Raw genomic sequence first — 18,898 nt, forward strand, 5'->3', positions numbered from 1 at the left:
CCGACACCGGCATCGCACAGGCGTCGCCGGCGGTCGGCACGGTCGAGGTGATGCAGCTTGCCATGTTCGCCGGCGTCATGGGAGCGGCACTCGTCTCCGCCATCTTCCTGATCCGCGAGCGGGCACGGACGGCCTCGCAAAACGTCCAGCTCAGGGCGCGCATCGCCGACGTGAACGCGGCCCTGCAGCGCTCCGAAGCGCTGCTCAATTTGCGCGACCAGCGCGTCGTCGTGTGGAGTTCCGAGACCAAGAAGCCGGAACTGATCGGCAGCCTGCCGCTCGAAAGCGGCGCGCCGGACGAACGGTCGGCCTTCCTCGCCTTCGGCCGCTGGCTGATGCCGCGCTCCGCGGCGGCGCTGGAGAACGCCATCGCAGCGCTCCGCGACCAGGCGAAGGCTTTCGACCTGATCATCGAAACGCAGGCGGGCATGCCGCTCGAGGTGCATGGCCGCAAGAGCGCCATGCATGTGCTGGTCCGCTTCGTCTCGCTGTCGGAAACCCTGCGCAGCCAGGCCCGGCTGAAGATCGAGAACCAGCGGCTCAGCGCCGACTACGACACCATGCTCGGCCTGCTCGACGCGCTGAAGATGCCGACATGGCTGCGCGCGGCCGACGGGCGGCTGAAATGGGTCAACCGCGCCTATGCCGAGGCGGTGGAAGCGGAAGGCGCGGAGGCGGCCGTGCGCGAGGCCAAGGAGTTCCTTGGCGGACAGGCGCGCGAGCAGATCGCCGAGCAGCACAAGTCGCGCCCTGTCTTCGAGCAGACCTTGTCGACGGTGATCGAGGGCGATCGCCACATGTTCTCGGTCACCGACTTCGCCAGCGCCGACGGCTCGGCGGGGCTCGCCTGCGACATCAGCGCCATCGAGACGATCCGCGCCGAATATGAGCGCACCGTGCGCAGCCATGCCGACACGCTGGACCAGCTCAACACGGCTGTGGCGATCTTCGATACGGACGAAAACCTGCGCTTCTTCAACCAGGCATTCCAAAAATTGTGGGGCCTGGACGGCGGCTTCCTGCACAGCGCCCCCTCCAATGCGCTGCTGCTCGACCGGCTGCGCAGCGAAGGCAAGATCGCCGAGCAGCCGGAATGGCGGCGCTGGAAGGAGAACCTGCTCGGCGCCTATCGCGCCGTCGAATCACAGGAGCATTGGTGGCACCTGCCGGACGGCAAGACGATCCGCGTGGTGGCCAACCCGCAGCCCAAGGGCGGCGTCACTTGGGTGTTCGAGAACCTGACCGAGAAGATGGACCTCGAAAGCCGCTACCAGACCGCGGTGCGCGTGCAGGGCGAGACGCTGGACAACCTGGCGGAAGGCGTGGCGGTGTTCGGCCCTGACGGACGGCTTCGCCTGTCCAATCCCGCCTTCATCGCGCTGTGGGGGCTGACGCCGGACGCGATCAAGCCGAACGTGCATGTCTCGACGATCCGCGATCTTTGCGACCGGCGCGCTGCCGACAGTCCGTGGGGCGGCTTCGTCGCCGCCATCACCGGCTTCGACGACGAGCGCCGCGACCGCCACGGCCAGACCGAGCTCGTCAATGGCACGGTGCTGAGCTATGCGGTGATCCACCTGCCCAACGGGCAAGTGATGATGACCTTCGTCGACGTCACCGACACCGTCAATGTCGAACGGGCGCTGAAGGACAGGAACGAGGCGCTGGAGAAATCCGACCAGTTGAAGAACGAGTTCGTGCAGCATGTTTCCTACGAACTGCGCTCGCCGCTGACCAACATCATCGGCTTCACCGAGCTGTTGTCGCTGCCCACCACCGGACCGCTGACGCCGAAGCAGCGCGAATATGTCGAGCATGTCGGCTCGTCGTCCTCGGTGCTGCTCACCATCGTCAACGACATACTGGACCTGGCGACGGTTGACGCCGGCATCATGCAGCTCGACATTTCCGAGATGAGCATCGACAGGACGATCGCGGCGGCGGCCGAGCTGGTCGCCGACCGCCTGGAGGAGCACTCGATCAAGCTCCAGGTCGACGCCGCGGCAGCGCCAAAGAGCTTCCATGGCGACGAGATCCGTGTCCGCCAGATCCTCTACAATCTCCTGAGCAATGCCGCCAACTACGCGCCGGAGGCGAGCACGATCACGCTCACCTGCCGTCAGCTCGCGGGAGGGGTCGAATTCTCCGTCCATGACGACGGGCCCGGGATGCCGCCGGACGTGCTGGAATCGGTCTTCCGCCGCTTCGAGCCGCGCGCCAATGGCGGCCGCCGGCGCGGCGCCGGGTTGGGGCTGTCGATCGTCAAGAGCTTCGTCGAATTGCATGGCGGAACGGTGCGCATCGAGACCGGCATTGACAAAGGCACCACGGTCATCTGCACCTTCCCAGACACGCCTTCGGGCGGCATCCGCGAAGCGGCCGAGTAAACGCGCTTTGGCAGAGACGGTATTGGAACGTTTTCTCGCCGACGAGGCGGCGACGGCAAGGCTAGGCGAAGACTTTGCCATGGCGTTGCGGGCAGGCGACGCGATCGCGCTCAAAGGCGATCTCGGCGCCGGCAAGTCGACGCTGGCCCGTGCCCTGATCCGGACGCTTGCCGATGACAGCAACCTCGAAGTGCCGAGCCCGACTTTCACGCTGGTGCAGAGTTACGAGACGCGGATACCGGTCCATCATTTCGATCTCTACCGCCTGTCCTCGCCGGACGAGCTCGACGAGCTCGGCCTCGACGACGCGCTGGCGCAGGGCGCGGCGCTGATCGAATGGCCGGAACGGGCCGGGAACCAGCTGCCGGCAGATGCGCTCGAAGTCGAGCTTGCCGAGAAGGGCGAGGGCCGGTCGGCAAGAATCTCCGGACAGGGAACCGCGCTCGAGCGCGTCGCGCGCTCGCTGGCGATGCGCGATTTCCTGGCCTTGGCGGGCTGGGGGGAGGCGAGCCGCCGCCATTTCGTCGGCGATGCGTCCGCCCGCTCCTATGAGATCGTCTCGCTACCCGGCCAGGCGCCGCGCGTGCTGATGAACTCGCCCCGCCTCGTGCTCGGTCCGCCCGTGCGCGACGGCAAGCCCTATGCGGTAATCGCCCACACGGCCCAATCGGTCACCGCCTTCGCCGCCATCGACCGCGCGCTTCTTGCCGCCGGCGTCAGCGTGCCGGTGATCCATGCGCAAGACCTGGACCAGGGCTTTTTGCTGCTCGAACATCTCGGCTCGGAGGGATTTTTGGGCAGCGACGGTGAGCCCATCGCCGAACGCTACGAGGCAGCGGCGGAGCTGCTCGCCATGATGCATGGCAAGGCGTGGCCGAACCGCATGGAGGCCGCGCCGGGCGTGTTCCACGACGTGCCACCCTTCGATCGCGACGCCATGCTGATCGAGGCAGACCTTTTGGTCGACTGGTATGTGCCGTGGATTTCAGGCAAGCCGGCAAGCGATGCATTGCGGGCCGACTACCACAAGGAATGGAATGCCTTGCTCGACCGGCTCGAAGCCCGCGAATACACGCTGATGCTGCGCGACTTCCATTCGCCCAACATCATCTGGCGCGCAGAGCGTTCCGGCCTCGACCGGCTCGGCATCGTCGACGTGCAGGACGCGCTGATCGGGCCGGCTGCCTATGATGTCGCCTCGCTCGCCATGGATGCGCGCGTCACCGTCCCGCCCGAGATCGAGCGGCGAGCGGTCGAGGCCTACATGGCCGCACGGCGTGGCGCGGGCGCCTTCGACGACGCCGGTTTTGCCGAGGCCTATGCGATCATGGCGGCGCAACGCAATTCGAAGATCCTCGGCATCTTCGTGCGGCTCGAAAAGCGCGACGGCAAGCCTTACTATCTGAAACACCTGCCGCGCATCCGCGACTATCTGAGGCGGGCGCTGGCGCATCCGGCGCTTGGCGGCCTGAAGGAATTTTACATGGCCCACGGCCTCCTGGAGGAACGCTCGCCATGAAGCCGAAGACCGCGATGGTGCTTGCGGCCGGCCTCGGCAAGCGCATGCGGCCGATCACCGACACGATACCGAAGCCGCTGGTGAAGATCGCCGGCAAGACCTTGCTCGACTGGGGGCTGGACAGCCTGGAAGCGGCCGGCGTCACCAGGGCGATCGTCAACGTGCATTACCTGCCGGAGCAGATCATCGCCCATGTCGCCGCTCGCCGGGCGCCGACGATCGTCATTTCCGACGAGCGCGAGGCCCTGCTGGAATCGGCTGGCGGCATCGTCAAGGCGCTGCCGCTCCTGGGCAGCGAGCCCTTCTACATCATCAATGCCGATACCTTCTGGATCGACAGCGGTAAACCCAGCCTTGAGCGTCTTGCCCTTGCATGGGACGCTGCCAGAATGGATATTCTGCTGATGCTCACCGATCTCGACTCAGCGACCGGACACTGCGTCGGCACCGACTTCCTGGTGGCTTCGGACGGTGCGTTGCGGCGCTCGAAGGGCGATCCGGCCGGCCTCATCTATGCCGGTGCCGCAATCGTCCATCCGCGCATTTTCAAGGACGCGCCGACGGGTTCACATTCGCTCAATGTCTATTTCGACAAGGCGATCGCCGCCGGCCGCCTATTCGGGATGGCGATGAGAGGCCGCTGGATCACTGTCGGCACGCCGGACGCCATTCCGGCGGCCGAAGCGGCGGTTACCGGCGCGCTAGCGAAGGCGGTATGAGCGGCTCGCGCCGCGTCTTTTCCATCCCGCCCGGAGCGCCGTTCCTGCCGACGCTGGCGGAGGCGTTGCTCGACGGCCGCCTGATCCCGGGCTTCCGCTTCGACGGCGATCCGCTGGCGCTCGCCGACGCCACGATCTATGTGCCGACGCGGCGCGCGACGCGCGCGCTACGCGGCGCTTTCGTCGACATGCTCGGCAAGCGTTCAGCCATTCTCCCGACGGTGCGGCCGCTCGGCGAGTTCGACGAGGACGAGGCGGCCTTCGACGCCCAGGCGGCACCGGCAATCGATCTTGCGCCGCCGATCGCCGCACAGGAGCGGCTGCTGCTGCTCGCGCCTTTGGTGCGCGCCTGGAAGGAAAGCCTGCCGGCGCATGTCAGGGCTCGATTCAACGAGGAATTCGTGGTGCCGGCCTCGGCCGCCGATGCCATCTGGCTGGCGCGCGACCTCGCGCGGCTGATGGACGAGATCGAGACCGAGGGCACGGATTGGGCGAAGCTCGCAACGCTGGTCACCGGCAACCTCGCCGGCTGGTGGCAGGTGACGCTCGATTTCCTCGGCATCGTCACCGACAACTGGCCGCAGCTGCTTGAAGAACGCAATCGCTCCAATCCGGCCGCGCACCGCAGCGCGCTGATCCGGCTCGAGGCGGCGCGGCTGAAGCGCAATCCGCCGACCGGGCCGGTGATCGCCGCCGGTTCGACCGGCTCTATCCCCGCGACCGCCGAATTGCTTGCCGTGATCGCCGGGTTGCCTAACGGCGCCGTTATACTGCCAGGCCTCGACCGCGAGCTGGACGATGCGTCCTTCGCGGCTATTACGGCGCCCGGCGCGCGGCCGGCCACGCTCGGCCATCCGCAATACGGTCTCGCCAAGCTGATCGGCAGTATCGGCGTTCCACGCCGCGATATCGAGGAGATCGGCGCCGCCGCCCCGCATCTTGCGCTGCGCGCCGCTCTTGTCGGCGAGGCGCTGCGGCCGGCCGAGACCACCGAGTACTGGACAGAGACGCGGCCACGTTTCGCGGCAAATGACGTCGAACAGGCACTGGCTGGCATGACGCTGGTGGAAGCGGCCAACGAACGCGACGAAGCGGTGGCGATCGCGATCGCGCTCAAGCGCGCGGTTGAAGCGCCGGGAAAGCGCGCGGCGCTCGTCACCGGCGACCGCGCCTTGGCGCGGCGGGTTTCGGCCGAGCTGTTGCGCTTTGGAGTCGTCGCCGACGATTCCGGCGGCGCACCGCTAAGCAATACGCCGGCAGCAAGCCTGCTCCGGCTGGCGCTGAACACCGCGTTCCGGCCCGGCGATCCGGTAGGCTTGGTGTCACTGCTCAAGCATCCACTGCTTGGCCTCGGCCTCGAACGCCAGATCGTTCGCAAGGCGGCAGAATTGATCGAGCTGGTGGCACTGCGCGGAGGCACCGGTCGGCCGGATATCGCCTCGCTGGGTGAGCTTTTCGAGACGCGGCTCGCCGGCCTCGGCAGCGATAGCCGTCCGCCTTTCTGGTTCCCGCGCCTTACCGTGCGGGGTATCGAGCACGCGCGGGACGTGCTTGGCCGTCTTACCGATGCGCTGTCGCCGCTCACGACTATGCGCGGCGAGCAGGACGACGAAATCGCGACGCTGACGCGGGCGAGCGTCGTCGCGCTGGAAGGCCTTGGCCGCGCGGCCGACGGCAGCCTGACCGAACTCTATGCCGGCGACGCCGGCGAGAAGCTCGCCGAGCTGCTGCGCGGGCTGGTCGCCGCATCCTCGTCCTTCACTTTCGCGGCGAGCGAATGGCCGGATGTGATGGAGGCGCTGATCGCGCCGGAAACGGTCAAGCCGGCGCAGGGCACCGACCGCAACATCGCCATCTGGGGCGCGCTGGAGGCCCGGCTGCAGAGCGTCGACACGCTCGTCATCGGCGGGCTCAATGAAGGCGTGTGGCCGCGCAAGCCGGAGAGCGACCGCTTCATGTCGCGGCTGATGAAGACCGGCATCGACCTCGAGCCGCCGGAGCGGCGCATCGGCCTTGCGGCACATGATTTCCAGATGGCGATGGGCACCGAAACGGTGGTGCTGACGCGTTCGGCGCGATCCGGCGACGCGCCGGCCGTACCTTCGCGCTGGCTGCAGCGCATCCTCACCTTCATCGGCAAGGACCAGGCGACGGTACTTAGCCGGCGCGGCGACACGCTGCTTGGCTGGGCGCGGGCGCTCGACGCCGGCGAAAGGAAGGATTTCGCGGCGCGCCCGCTGCCGAAGCCGCCGCTGCACCTGCGGCCACAGCATTTCTCGGTCACCGAGATCGAGACGCTGCGCCGCGACCCCTATGCGATCTATGCCCGGCGTATTCTCGGCCTGATGCCGCTCGACCCGGTGATCCGCGATCCTGGTGCTGCCGAACGCGGCACGCTGTTCCACGAAATCCTGCACCTGTTCTCGCGGCGGGTGGAGGATCCCAGGGCGCCGGGCGCACTGGCGAGCCTCATCGAAGCCGGGCGCATCTGCTTTGCCGGTGCAGCGCTTCCGCCCGACATCGAGGCGGTGTGGTGGCCGCGCTTCGAAAGGCTCGCCGAAAACATCATCGAATGGGAGCATGGCCGCGCCGAAGCCGTCGCCAGGCGCCATGCCGAGGAGCGCGCTGAGAAGACGGTCGTGGGTCGCACCGGCGTCACGCTCTCCGGCTATGCCGACCGCGTCGACCTGCTCGCAGGCGGCATGGCCGATATCCTTGATTACAAGACCGGCTCCTCGCCCTCGAAGGCGCAAGCGCACACGCTGTTGTCGCCGCAGCTGGCGCTCGAAGGCGCGCTGCTCAGACGCGGCGCCTTCAAGGATCTCGGCATTTGCGAACCTTCGCAGCTTGCCTTCGTGCGGCTGAAGCCGAATGGCGAGGTGTTCGAGGAATCGATCCTCGAATACAACCGCAAGCCGAAAACCGCCAACGAGCTTGCCGAGGAAGCCTGGGCGCGGCTGGAGCGATTGCTCTTGCACTATGTCGACCCGCAGACGGGCTATCTGTCTCGCGCGCTGCCTTTCCGCGAGGGCGAGGCCGACGGCGATTATGACCATCTCGCCCGTGTGCTGGAATGGTCGGCGGGCGGCGCAAGCGAAGACGAGGCGGAAGGATGAAATATCCGATCCCCTCCGATACCGCCGCCAGTCAGGCGCGGGCTTCCGACCCGCAAAATTCCGCTTGGGTGTCGGCCAATGCCGGGTCCGGCAAGACTCATGTGCTGGCGCAGCGCGTCATCCGGCTTCTGCTCAACGGCACCGATCCATCGAAGATCCTGTGCCTGACCTATACGCGCGCCGCCGCCGCCAACATGTCGAACCGGGTCTTTTCCACCCTGTCGGAATGGACGGCCTTGCCCGATGCCGAGCTTGCGGTGAGGATCGCCACGCTCGACGGGCGCGGCGCCGACCGCGACACCATGCGGCGCGCACGCCGATTGTTCGCCGAGGCGCTTGAGACGCCGGGCGGCCTAAAAATCCAGACCATCCACGCCTTCTGCGAATCGGTGCTGCACCAGTTCCCGCTCGAAGCCAACATTCCTGCCCATTTCGAGATGCTCGATCCGCAGATGGAGGCCTCGCTGTTCGCGGATGCGCGCCGCGACATGATCTCGGGGGCGGGCGCCGGCGTCGAAGGCCTGGCGGAAGCCTTTGCCACGGTGCTGGAGCGCGGCGGCGAATTCGGGCTCGACATGCTGCTCTCCGAGATCGTCGGCAAGCGCGACGAGTTGCGCGGCTTCATCGCCAAGATCGGCAAGGACCGGGATTTCCGGCCGCTCTTCGCCGAATTCGGTTTCAGGCCCGGTCAGACGGCCGAGGGCATCGCCGCTTCGGTATGGCCGCTGCCGGGCTTTGCGTCCGGTGAGTTCAACGAATTCGCGCGCGCCGCTGAAGCCGCCGAGGCGCGGCAGGTGCTGAACAATGTTCTGCCCTATGCGCGAGGCGCCTTTGCCGAGGCCGATCCGATCCGACGGCTGCGGCTGCTCGCCAAGGCTTTCCTGCGATCCGATGGCGACCCTTACGATCCGCCGAAGATCTTCAAGAAGGCGCTGGTCGATCGGCTGCCGGACCTGCCGGTGCGTTATCTTGCGGCGGCCAAGGCGATCCTCGACGTGTCGGACCGGCTGGCGCTGTTCCGCATGCTCGAGGGTACGGCCGCCGCGCTCACCGTCGCCGGCTGGCTGATAGCGCGCTACGAGCAACTGAAGCGAAGCCGCGGCTTCCTCGACTTCAACGACCTGATCACCCGCACCGTCAGCCTGTTGTCGCGGCCTGATGCCGGCCCCTGGGTGCAGTTCAAGCTCGACCAGGGCATCGACCACATCCTGCTCGACGAGGCGCAGGACACCAGCCCCGACCAGTGGGAGGTGGTGAAGAAGCTGACGGAAGAGTTCTTTGCCGGGCTCGGCCAGCGCGAAGCGGTCAAGCGCACGGTATTCGCCGTCGGCGACGAGAAGCAGTCGATCTATTCCTTTCAAGGGGCGGCACCCGATTCCTTTGCCGAAAGCCGGCTTTTGTTTGCCGGGCGGGTGCGCGATGCGGAAGCCTCCTTCGCCGACCTGAAGCTCACCTGGTCGTTCCGCTCCAGCGACGACGTGCTTGCCGCCGTCGACCGCGTCTTTGCGGAGCCGGGCGTGCGGCGCGGCATCAGCCACGATCCCGATCCGCTCAGCCACAAGGCGATCCGCATCGATGCGCCGGGCTATGTCGAGGTGTGGCCTTCGATCGGCGCCGAAATGGTCGAGGAGCCGGACGACTGGACCTTGCCGGTCAACCACGCCAGCGCGCCCGCGCTGCGGGTGGCCGAGCATGTCGCCACGACCATCCAGAGCTGGTTGCGCAATGGCGAGATCATCGAAGGCAAGGGCCGGAAGCTGACGGCCGGCGACATTCTTGTCCTGGTGCGCAAGCGCGACCGCTTTGTGCACGCGCTGTCGCGAAGCCTCAAGAACCGGCAGATTCCGGTCGCCGGCGCCGACAGGCTGAGCCTGCCCGGCCATATCGCCGTGCAGGACCTGATCGCGCTCGGCCATTTTTTGATCCAGCCGGAGGACGACCTGTCCTTGGCCGCCGTGCTGCGCAGCCCGATCTTCGAGGTTTCCGAGGAGACCTTGCTGGCGCTCGCCGGCGAGAGACCGAAAGGCCAGTCGCTGATTGCCTCGCTGAGGCAGCATGCTGTCGGAGACGAAGCCCTGGTCGCTATCGTTGGCCGGCTCGACGCCTGGGCGAACGAGGTCGCCTTCAAGCCGGTGTTCGAGTTCTACGCCGCCGCGCTGGCGCGCGACGGCCTGCGCCGCAAGATGACGGCGCGGCTCGGGCCGGAAGCCGGCGACATTCTCGACGAATTCCTGAGTTTTTGTCTGGCCGAGGAGCGCGCCGGCCTCCCGGGACTGGAATCCTTCCTCTCGACGCTCGAAAACAGCGGCCCCGAGATCAAGCGCGAGATGGACCAGACCCGCGACGAGGTGCGCGTCATGACCGTGCATGCCGCCAAGGGCCTGGAAGCGCCGGTCGTTTTCCTGGTCGATGGCGGCTCGGCGCCGTTTAGCGACCAGCATCTGCCGCGGCTGATGGCCTTCGAAGGCTCGGGCGGTGAGTGGAAGGGCAAGGGCTATCTCTGGCGCTCGGCCAGCGACGTCGCCAACGGCGTTTCGCGGGCGGCTTCGGCGCGGGCGCGCGAGCTGGCCGACGACGAATACCGGCGGCTGCTCTATGTCGGCATGACGCGCGCCGAGGATCGGCTGATCGTCTGCGGCTATCACGGCAAGCGGGCGCCGAGCACCGGAACCTGGCATTCGATCGTCAGCCGGGCGCTGTTGGGTGAGCCCGAAAGCGCGGAGCGCCGGCACCCGGCAACGGCCGAGGTGGCCGTGCATCGCTTCCACATGACCAAGCTGCCGCCGGTGGCTCTCGCGCGGGCCGACGAGACAACGCCATTCGATCACGCGGCGCCGTTGCCGGACAGCCTGTTCCAGCCGCTGCCGCCCTATGAGGATCTGCCGCGACCGCTGTCGCCCTCCGGCGCCTCGGCGCTGATCGACGAGACGACGGAAAGCTTGCCCGACATACGCTCGCCGGTGCTCGACGCCGTGGCCGAGCCCGGCTTCGCCGTGATGCGCGGGCTGGCCCTGCACAAATTGCTACAGATGCTGCCCGGCATCGTCGAGGAGGACAGGCCTGACGCGGCGGAACGCTATCTGGCGCGCGCCGGCGCCGATTGGCCGGCGGGCGAGCGCGACAAGTCGTTGGAAGCGGTGCTCTCCATCCTCTCCGATAGCCGGTTCGGCGCGCTGTTCTCGCCGTCCTCGCGGGCCGAGGTCGCGGTCATGGGCAGCCTGGAAGCGAAGGGCAAGCTGCGCTCCATCTCCGGCAAGATCGATCGGCTGGCCGTCACGCCGGAAAAAGTCTCGATCGTCGACTACAAGACCAACCGGCCGGCGCCGGCGAGCCTGACCGAAGTGCCGCCGGCCTATGTGCTGCAGCTCGCGCTCTACCGCGCGCTGCTTCAGCCGCTCTATCCGGGCCGCGAGGTGACGGCGGCGCTGCTCTTCACCGAGGCGCCCAGGCTGATTGAGCTGCCGGCAAAGGCCATGGACGATGCCCTTGCCCGACTCACACGAGCGTGACACAAGAACTGCTTGAACATCGCCGCCACAACCACCACATTTGGTGCAACCCGAGTTTTCGAAAGGATTTCAGCATGGCCACCGTCAAGGTCGACAAGGGCAATTTCCAGGCCGATGTGCTCAACGCCAAGGAGCCGGTCGTGGTGGATTTCTGGGCCGAGTGGTGCGGTCCCTGCAAGATGATCGCCCCGGCGCTGGAAGACATCGCCAAGGAGCTCGGTTCGAAGATCAAGGTCGCCAAGCTCAACATCGACGAGAATCCCGAGTTGGCCGCGCAGTACGGCGTGCGCTCGATCCCGACGCTGATGATCTTCAAGGGCGGCGAAGTGGCCGACATGAAGGTGGGCGCGGCGCCGAAGACCGCGCTGTCGCACTGGATCAACGGCAGCCTCGCCTGAGCCAATCCAAAGATTCGACTGATGAGCCCGGCCATCGTGCCGGGCTTTTTCTTGGCGCCATCGCTGACGGCGCTCTGGCCCTGACGCTGAGACCTGCCATCTCCTCTTCTACAGAAAAGGAGGAGTTCATGACCGGAACAGCCAAGGCCACCGTGTTCATCGACAATGAGCGGGTCATCGTCACCGAATACCGTTTCGCCCCGGGCGCCAACACCGGCTGGCACCGCCATGGCCATGACTATGTCGTGGTGCCGCTGATGGACGGCAAGGTGAAGCTGGTGACCAAGGACGGCGTATCCTTCGCCGAGATGAAAAAAGGCGCGCCCTATTTCCGCAGGGAAGGCGTCGAGCACGACGTCATCAACGCCAATGACGGCGAATACGCCTTCATCGAAATCGAGCTGAAGTAACCTTCAAGTCAGGCATCATCTCCAGTCGGCGACGCGATCGCCGCCGGCAAATTGCGCGCTTTTGGCCGTGTATTCGAACAGCTCGATCCTCACGCCGTTGGGGTCGGCGATCCATGCCTGCCAGGTGTCGTCGCAGGCGAGCTTTTTCGGCGTGACCGCGACGCCCTTCGAACGGATATGGGCGATGGCCGCATCGATGTCTTCCACCTCCAGGCAGAAGTGGTTGATCTGGTTGCGGTCGCTGTAATGGGCCTCGGCTCTCTCGAAGACCTCGACATGGCTGCGGCCGCCGCAATCGAGATAGAAGCCGAAGATTCTTCCATCGCGCAGGAAATTGAACCTTGTGTCCATGCCGAGCACGTCGCGGTAGAAGCCTCGCGTCGCCTCCAGGTCATGCGCGAAGATGCAGACATGGGCGAGCTGCTTCACCTTGATCATGCCGGTTCCTCGCGATTCCTCGGGGTGCCTCTATCAGGTCGGCGGCGTGCCGTTCTCGTCCAGCACCGCGCCGGCGAAATAGAGCGAGCCGCCGATGAGGATGCGCGGCGCAGGGCCATCCCATGAGTCGCGCAACAACATCAGCGCACTGGCGACGGAGCTGACCGGCTCGGCGGACAGGCCGGCCTCGGTGGCGCGCAGCGCCAGCTCGTCGTTCGGCACGCCGGCATCGCTCTTGCTGACCGGCACCGTGTAGACATGCCGGGCGAGCCCCTTGAAGGCGCTGAAATAGCCGCTCTGGTCCTTGGTGTTGATCATGCCGGAGATGAGGATCAGCGGGCGCGGGTTCTTTTCCTCCTGCTCGGCCAGCGCTTCGGCGATCACGACCCCGGCGCCCGGATTGTGACCGCCGTCGAGCCAGATCTCGGAGCCCTTGGGCGCCAGGTCCACCAGACGGCCTTGCGACAATTTCTGCATCCGGGCCGGCCAGGCGACTTGTGCCATCGCCTTTTCGGCAGCGCGGTGACCGATCTCGAAGCCGGCAGCCTTGACCGCGGCGATCGCAGCGGCGGCGTTGGCGAACTGGTGCCGCCCCGGCAGGCGCGGCAGCGGCAGGTCCATCAGGCCGTCCTCGTCCTGATAGACCATGCGGCCGTTTTCCTCGAAGGCCAGGAAATCCTGGCCGTAGACGACGGTCGGGCAGTCGAGCCTCTCGGCGGTCTCGATCAGCACCTCAAGCGCCGTCTCGCTTTCCTGCGCGCCGATCACCACCGGGCAACCTCGCTTCATGATGCCGGCCTTTTCAGCCGCGATCAGCTCGACGCGGTCGCCGAGATAGGCTTCGTGATCCATCGATATCGGCATGATCACCGACACGGCAGGCCGCTCGATGACATTGGTGGCGTCGAAACGGCCGCCGAGACCGACCTCGATGATCGCGGCTTCGGCCGGATGCTCGGAAAACAAAATGAAAGTAACGGCGGTCAGTATCTCGAAGACGGTGATCTTCTGGCCTCCATTGGCCTTCGCCACGCGTGCGATCGCCTCGGCAAAGACGTGATCGTCGACCAGCTTGCCGCCGCCCTCGGCGGCCAGCCGGTAGCGCTCGTGCCAGTTCACCAGGTGCGGCGAGGTGTGGACGTGGACGAGGTGACCAGCCGCCTCGAGCAGCGCCCGCGCGAAGGCAGCGCAGGAACCCTTGCCGTTGGTGCCGGCGATGTGGATGACCGGCGGGAGCCGGTCCTGCGGATTGCCGAGACGCTCGAGCAGGCGGGTGATGCGGTCGAGCGAAAGGTCGAAGCCCTTCGGGTGGAGCGTCATCAGATGTTCGATTGCGCGATCGGCGGCGAGCGTTGTCATGGTGGGAATCCTAGGCGCAGCGCAGCCGGCGCGCAATCGCGGTCAAGGCGAACGATGTCGCCTCAGGCCTGCGGCCGCACTTCGGCGTTGACAACCGCCGGCGGCAGGATTTCCGGCTCAAGCGGCTTCTCGGCTTCCGGCACCTTGAGCAGCATCCTCAACAGCCGCGCGATCGTCGGGCGCATCTCCAGACGCGAGACGACCATGTCGACCATGCCGTGCTCCATAAGATATTCGGCGCGCTGGAAGCCGTCCGGCAGCTTCTCGCGGATGGTCTGCTCGATGACGCGCGGCCCGGCAAAGCCGATCAGCGCGCCGGGCTCGGCAATGTGGACGTCGCCCAGCATGGCGTAGGACGCAGTGACGCCGCCGGTGGTCGGATTGGTGAGCACGACGATATAGGGCAGGCCGGCTTCCTTCAGCCGGTCGACCCCGACCGTGGTGCGCGGCAACTGCATCAGGGACAAAATGCCTTCCTGCATGCGTGCGCCGCCGGAGGCGGCAAACAGGATCAGCGGCCGCCTGCGTTGCAAGGCAACCTCGAAAGCGTGCACGATGGCATCGCCCGCCGCCATGCCAAGCGAACCGCCCATGAAGGCGAAATCCTGCACCGTGACGATGACCGGCAGGCCATCGATGGTGCCGGCGGCATTGAGGATCGCGTCCTCCAGGCCGGTCTTGGCTTTCGCCTCCTTGAGGCGATCGGTGTAGCGCTTCTCGTCGCGGAACTTCAGCGGGTCCAGGACGACCTTGGGGTTTTCCAGCGTCTCGTATTTGCCATCGTCGAAGAAGTATTTCAGCCGCTCCTTGGCCGAGATCTTCATGTGATGGCCCGAAGCCGGGATGACGAACTGGTTGGATTCGAGATCCTTGTGGAAGATCATCTCGCCGGTCTCGGGATCCTTGATCCAGAGGTTTTCCGGCATGTCGGTGCGCCGGCCGAGCATCGAATTGATCTTCGGACGGACGTAATTGGTGATCCAGTTCATGCGTCGGCTCCTGTCCTGACGAAGAGGTAGGATGACTATTCGGCGGCAGCAAGGCGGGCCGAACGGACGCCCTGGGCAAGGCCGCTGACCAAAGTGGCGACGGCCTCGGCCGGGTCGGCGGTCTTTTCGCCCTTGGGGCCGAGCACGTTGGCGACCGCGTTGACGATCGCGGTGCCGACGACGACGCCGTCGGCCGAGGCGCCGATGGTGCGAGCCTGCTCGGCGGTCTTGACGCCGAAGCCGACGCAGACCGGCAGCGCCGTATGGCCCTTGATGCGCTTGACCGCCGCCGCAACCTTTGCGGTGTCGGCGAGCGCGGAGCCGGTGATGCCGGTCATCGACACGTAATAGACGAAGCCTGACGTGTTCTGCAGCACCTTGGGCAGGCGCTTGTCGTCGGTGGTGGGCGTCGCCAGCCGGATGAAGTTGACGCCGGCCTTGAGCGCCGGGATGCAGAGCTCCTCGTCCATTTCCGGCGGCAGGTCGACGACGATCAGGCCGTCGATGCCGCTGGCCTTGGCGTCCACGAGGAAGCGATCGACGCCGTAGATGTAGATCGGGTTGTAGTATCCCATCAAAACGATCGGCGTTTCGTCGTCACTGGTTCGGAATTCGGACGCCATCTTCAGCGTCTTGACCAGCGTCTGGCCGCCTTTCAGCGCCCTGAGCCCCGCCGCCTGGATGGCTGGGCCGTCGGCCATCGGATCGGAAAAGGGCATACCGAGTTCGATGACGTCAGCGCCGGCCTCGGGAAGCCCCTTCATGATGGCTAAAGAGGTGTCGTAGTCCGGATCGCCGCCCATGATGTAGGTGACCAAGGCCGGACGGCCCTCGGATTTCAGCTTCGCCATGCGGCGGTCGATGCGGGTGGTCATTGTCAGATCTCCATGCCCAGCATCGAGGCCACCGTGTGCACGTCCTTGTCGCCGCGGCCGGACAGGTTGACGATGACGATCTGGTCCTTGTCCATGGTCGGCACGATCTTCATCGCATGCGCAATGGCGTGCGCGGATTCCAGCGCCGGGATGATGCCTTCGACGCGGGTCGTCAGCTGGAAGGCTTCCAGCGCCTCGTCGTCGAGGATCGGTTCATATTGGACGCGACCCGAATCGCGCAGCCATGAATGCTCGGGCCCGACACCCGGATAATCGAGGCCGGCCGAGATCGAATGACCGTCGAGGATCTGGCCGTCCGCATTCTGCAGGAGATAGGTGCGGTTGCCGTGCAGCACACCGGGCTTGCCGGCATTCATCGAGGCGCAGTGCTCAACGCCGTCGAGGCCGCGCCCGCCGGCCTCGATGCCGATGATGCGCACGTCCTTGTCGTCGAGGAAGGGATGGAACAGGCCAATGGCGTTGGAACCGCCGCCGACGGCGGCGATGATGACGTCCGGCAGGCGACCTTCCTGCTCCAGCATCTGGGCGCGCGCTTCCGTGCCGATCACCGACTGGAAATCGCGCACCAGCTCGGGATAGGGGTGCGGGCCGGCGGCGGTGCCGATCAGGTAATAGGTATCCTCAACATTGGTCACCCAGTCGCGCAGGGCTTCGTTCATGGCGTCCTTCAGCGTGCCGTGGCCGGCGGTGACCGGCCGCACTTCGGCGCCGAGCAGCTTCATGCGGAAGACGTTGGGGCTCTGGCGGGCGACGTCGGTGGCGCCCATGTAGACGACGCAAGGATAGCCGAAGCGCGCCGCAACGGTCGCCGAGGCGACGCCGTGCTGGCCGGCGCCGGTCTCGGCGATGATGCGCTTCTTGCCCATGCGCTTGGCGAGCAGGATCTGGCCGAGGCAGTTGTTGATCTTGTGCGAGCCGGTGTGGTTCAAGTCCTCGCGCTTGAAATAGACCTTGGCGCCGCCCCCGAGGCCCTTCGCCGAGGAAACCTCACGAAGATGTTTGGTGAGGCCTTCGGCGAAATAGAGTTTTGAGGGCCGCCCGGCATAGTGGGTCGAAAGGTTCTGCAGCTCGGCCTTGAACTCCGGATCGTTCTTGGCCTTGTTCCACTGCTCTTCGAGATCGAGGATCAGCGGCATCAGCGTCTCGGCGACAAAGCGGCCGCCAAAAATGCCGAACATGCCCTGCTCGTCGGGCCCGGTGCGGAAGGAATTGGGCATGGCCGGCTTGTTCATCGCCGATCTCCTAAGTCTTGGCTTTCGAGCATGTCCTTGTCGGAAAACCGGTTCCCACTTTTCCGGGACATGCTCGGGTTTGAAAAGTTCGTTCAGGCGGCGCGATCGTCGCGCGCGGCCCTGACGGCCCGGAAAAACTGCTCGATCAGCGCCGGATCCTTGACGCCCGGAGCGCTTTCCACGCCCGACGAGATGTCTATTCCGGGCGGATTGGCCAGTCTCAGGGCATCGCCGACATTGGCGGCGTTGAGCCCTCCGGAAAGCATGTAATCGAGGCCGGCGTCAAGGCCGGCAAGGATGCGCCAGTCGAAGGCGACGCCGTTGCCGCCGGGCAATTGCGACCCCTTTGGCGGCTTGGCGTCGAACATCAAGCGGTCGGCAATGCCAATATAGGGTTTTATCCGTTCGAGATCCGCCGCTTCGCTGACCGACAGCACCTTCATGACCGGCAGGCCGTAGCGAGCCTTCAGTTCCGCCACCCTCGCGGGCGTTTCGGCGCCATGAAGCTGCAGCATGTCGGGGCGCATCTTGGCGACGATCTCGTCCAGGAAGGCATCGTCGGCATCGACGGTGACGGCGACCGCCTTGGCCTTGCCGGCAGCCGCCTGGCGCAGGCGGCCAGCCTCGGCCGGATCGATGAAGCGCGGACTTTTGGCAAAGAAGATGAAGCCGACATGGCTGGCGCCACCGGCAAGGGCGGCGGCCATCGCGGCGTCGGTCTTCAACCCGCAGATCTTGGTGTCGAGCGTCATGGCGCGGGATTGGCACGAAACGGCCGAAGAGTCGAGAAAAAGCATGCTGTTGCCGGGCGAGCGGAAAACACTACCTTTCATATAGGGAACCAGGCGGGAGCAGGATAATGGCCGACCAGTCAGTCGCAGAACTCAGGCAGAAGATCGCGCAGGCGCGCGAGGTGATCGCACATCTGATGGACAAGGCCGCCTTCAACGGCGCCGAGGCGCACCGGGCGCTGGACTATTTCGGCAGCGACGCCTTCGACCGGAATTTCCTGCCGTGGCCGCACCAGGGCGAAGAAGGGCTGAAGCCGGAAGAACTCAACGCGGCGAATGACGATTGAGCGGCTCACGCCGGTACGATGCTAAATGTAAGATATTGCGGAAAGCCGGCGGGACAGCACCCCCCTCTGGCCTGGCACCCGCAAGGGGTCCGCAAGGGGGGAGATCAGCAGCTTCGGCGCTTAGCCCTTCCTGCAACGCTTGAGATTGGCGAAAGCCGTGGCGACATCCGATCTCCCCCCTTGCGGGGGAGATGGCCGGCAGGCCAGAGGGGGGTGGGAAGGATCGCGGCGTGGCAATTTTTGTTCCCTTTCCAGCCGCCGCCAGCCTTACTCAAACACAATCGCCTGCAACGCGCCGCCATTGCGCTTCAGCCAGTCCTTGCAGCGGTCGGTGTCGGGGCAGAGCTTTTCGCACAGCTTCCAGAATTTCGGGCCGTGGTTCATCTCTTTCAGATGCGCGACCTCATGCGCCACCAGGTAATTTATCACCGGCGGCGGAGCCATCATGATGCGCCATGAGAAGGAAAGATTGCCCTCCGAGGTGCATGACCCCCAGCGGCTGGAGGTATCCTTGTACCGGATCGCCTTGGCGCGCTTGCCGATCGCCTCGGTGTGCTTGATCACCAGCTTCTCGATCTCGCGCTTGGCCTCGCGTTTCAAATAGTCGGCGATGCGGCGCGGCAGGTGCACGCGCTCGCCATGGACGATCAGCAGCGGGCCGCGTTCGTCGCGCGCAATGGTGACGGTGCCGCGTTTTGCCGGCTCATGGACGATGCGGTGCGGCACGCCACGGATGGGGACCTTGATGCCGGGCCGCACCTGCGGGCGCGTCGGCACCTTGGCCAGGCGCTGCTCCAGCCAGTCCTGGTGGCGGTCGAGGAACTTCTCCACCTCGCCGCGGCGCAGGC

At 66.0% G+C, this 18,898-nt stretch carries 15 protein-coding genes; 8 read left to right on the forward strand and 7 right to left on the reverse strand.

Annotation, left to right across the window (positions count from 1 at the left end; translation table 11 throughout):
• The 7 genes from DH10_RS31805 to DH10_RS31835 all read left to right on the forward strand — a co-directional run.
• Window positions 1-2,387, forward strand: a 2,387-nt coding sequence (locus DH10_RS31805; RefSeq protein ID WP_192385721.1) for a sensor histidine kinase, incomplete at its 5' end; no start/stop codon positions are given.
• Window positions 2,388-2,394: 7 nt separating this feature from the next.
• Window positions 2,395-3,906: a tRNA (adenosine(37)-N6)-threonylcarbamoyltransferase complex ATPase subunit type 1 TsaE gene (gene tsaE, locus DH10_RS31810; protein WP_192252802.1), complete on the forward strand. Its 1,512-nt coding sequence runs from the start codon at window positions 2,395-2,397 to the stop codon at window positions 3,904-3,906.
• Window positions 3,903-4,625: a nucleotidyltransferase family protein gene (locus DH10_RS31815; RefSeq protein ID WP_246506314.1), complete on the forward strand. Its 723-nt coding sequence runs from the start codon at window positions 3,903-3,905 to the stop codon at window positions 4,623-4,625. Before tsaE ends, DH10_RS31815 begins: the two co-directional genes overlap by 4 nt.
• A complete protein-coding gene (gene addB, locus DH10_RS31820) occupies window positions 4,622-7,741 on the forward strand; it encodes a double-strand break repair protein AddB (protein ID WP_192252805.1) in 3,120 nt (1,039 codons plus the stop codon). Before DH10_RS31815 ends, addB begins: the two co-directional genes overlap by 4 nt.
• A complete protein-coding gene (gene addA / locus DH10_RS31825; protein WP_192252808.1) occupies window positions 7,738-11,250 on the forward strand; it encodes a double-strand break repair helicase AddA in 3,513 nt (1,170 codons plus the stop codon). The genes addB and addA overlap by 4 nt, the downstream gene beginning before the upstream one ends.
• Before the next feature lie 74 nt (window positions 11,251-11,324).
• Window positions 11,325-11,648 carry a thioredoxin gene (gene trxA, locus DH10_RS31830; RefSeq protein ID WP_040972836.1) on the forward strand — a complete coding sequence of 108 codons (324 nt, stop codon included), beginning with the start codon at window positions 11,325-11,327 and terminating at the stop codon, window positions 11,646-11,648.
• Window positions 11,649-11,776: 128 nt separating this feature from the next.
• Complete coding sequence (locus DH10_RS31835; RefSeq protein WP_192252810.1) at window positions 11,777-12,058, forward strand: cupin domain-containing protein; 282 nt, start codon at window positions 11,777-11,779, stop codon at window positions 12,056-12,058.
• A 15-nt stretch (window positions 12,059-12,073) separates the two neighbouring features.
• Here DH10_RS31835 and DH10_RS31840 read toward each other — a convergent pair whose 3' ends face one another.
• The 6 genes from DH10_RS31840 to DH10_RS31865 form a co-directional block, all read right to left on the reverse strand.
• Window positions 12,074-12,496, reverse strand: a complete 423-nt coding sequence (locus DH10_RS31840; protein ID WP_192252814.1) for a VOC family protein — start codon at window positions 12,494-12,496, stop codon at window positions 12,074-12,076.
• A gap of 33 nt (window positions 12,497-12,529) precedes the next feature.
• The gene (locus tag DH10_RS31845; RefSeq protein ID WP_192252817.1) at window positions 12,530-13,855 is read right to left on the reverse strand and encodes a bifunctional folylpolyglutamate synthase/dihydrofolate synthase; all 1,326 of its coding nucleotides are present in this window, start codon (window positions 13,853-13,855) and stop codon (window positions 12,530-12,532) included.
• 62 nt (window positions 13,856-13,917) lie between these two features.
• Window positions 13,918-14,844, reverse strand: coding sequence for an acetyl-CoA carboxylase, carboxyltransferase subunit beta (accD, locus tag DH10_RS31850; protein WP_192252820.1), 927 nt, complete (start codon window positions 14,842-14,844; stop codon window positions 13,918-13,920).
• Between the two features lie 35 nt (window positions 14,845-14,879).
• A complete protein-coding gene (gene trpA / locus DH10_RS31855; RefSeq protein ID WP_192252823.1) occupies window positions 14,880-15,719 on the reverse strand; it encodes a tryptophan synthase subunit alpha in 840 nt (279 codons plus the stop codon).
• Between the two features lie 2 nt (window positions 15,720-15,721).
• Window positions 15,722-16,972: a tryptophan synthase subunit beta gene (gene trpB / locus DH10_RS31860; RefSeq protein ID WP_192252826.1), complete on the reverse strand. Its 1,251-nt coding sequence runs from the start codon at window positions 16,970-16,972 to the stop codon at window positions 15,722-15,724.
• Window positions 16,973-17,064: 92 nt separating this feature from the next.
• Window positions 17,065-17,724, reverse strand: coding sequence for a phosphoribosylanthranilate isomerase (locus DH10_RS31865; RefSeq protein ID WP_192252955.1), 660 nt, complete (start codon window positions 17,722-17,724; stop codon window positions 17,065-17,067).
• Between the two features lie 107 nt (window positions 17,725-17,831).
• Here DH10_RS31865 and DH10_RS31870 point away from each other — a divergent pair, with 107 nt between their 5' ends.
• A complete protein-coding gene (locus DH10_RS31870) occupies window positions 17,832-18,050 on the forward strand; it encodes a hypothetical protein (RefSeq protein ID WP_192252829.1) in 219 nt (72 codons plus the stop codon).
• 267 nt (window positions 18,051-18,317) lie between these two features.
• On the opposite strand, the gene DH10_RS31875 is transcribed toward DH10_RS31870, so the two are convergent.
• Window positions 18,318-18,898, reverse strand: a 581-nt coding sequence (locus DH10_RS31875) for a M48 family metallopeptidase (RefSeq protein WP_192385722.1), incomplete at its 5' end; no start/stop codon positions are given.

The sequence above is a fragment of the Mesorhizobium silamurunense genome, assembly GCF_014843825.1.
Lineage (GTDB): Bacteria > Pseudomonadota > Alphaproteobacteria > Rhizobiales > Rhizobiaceae > Mesorhizobium > Mesorhizobium silamurunense.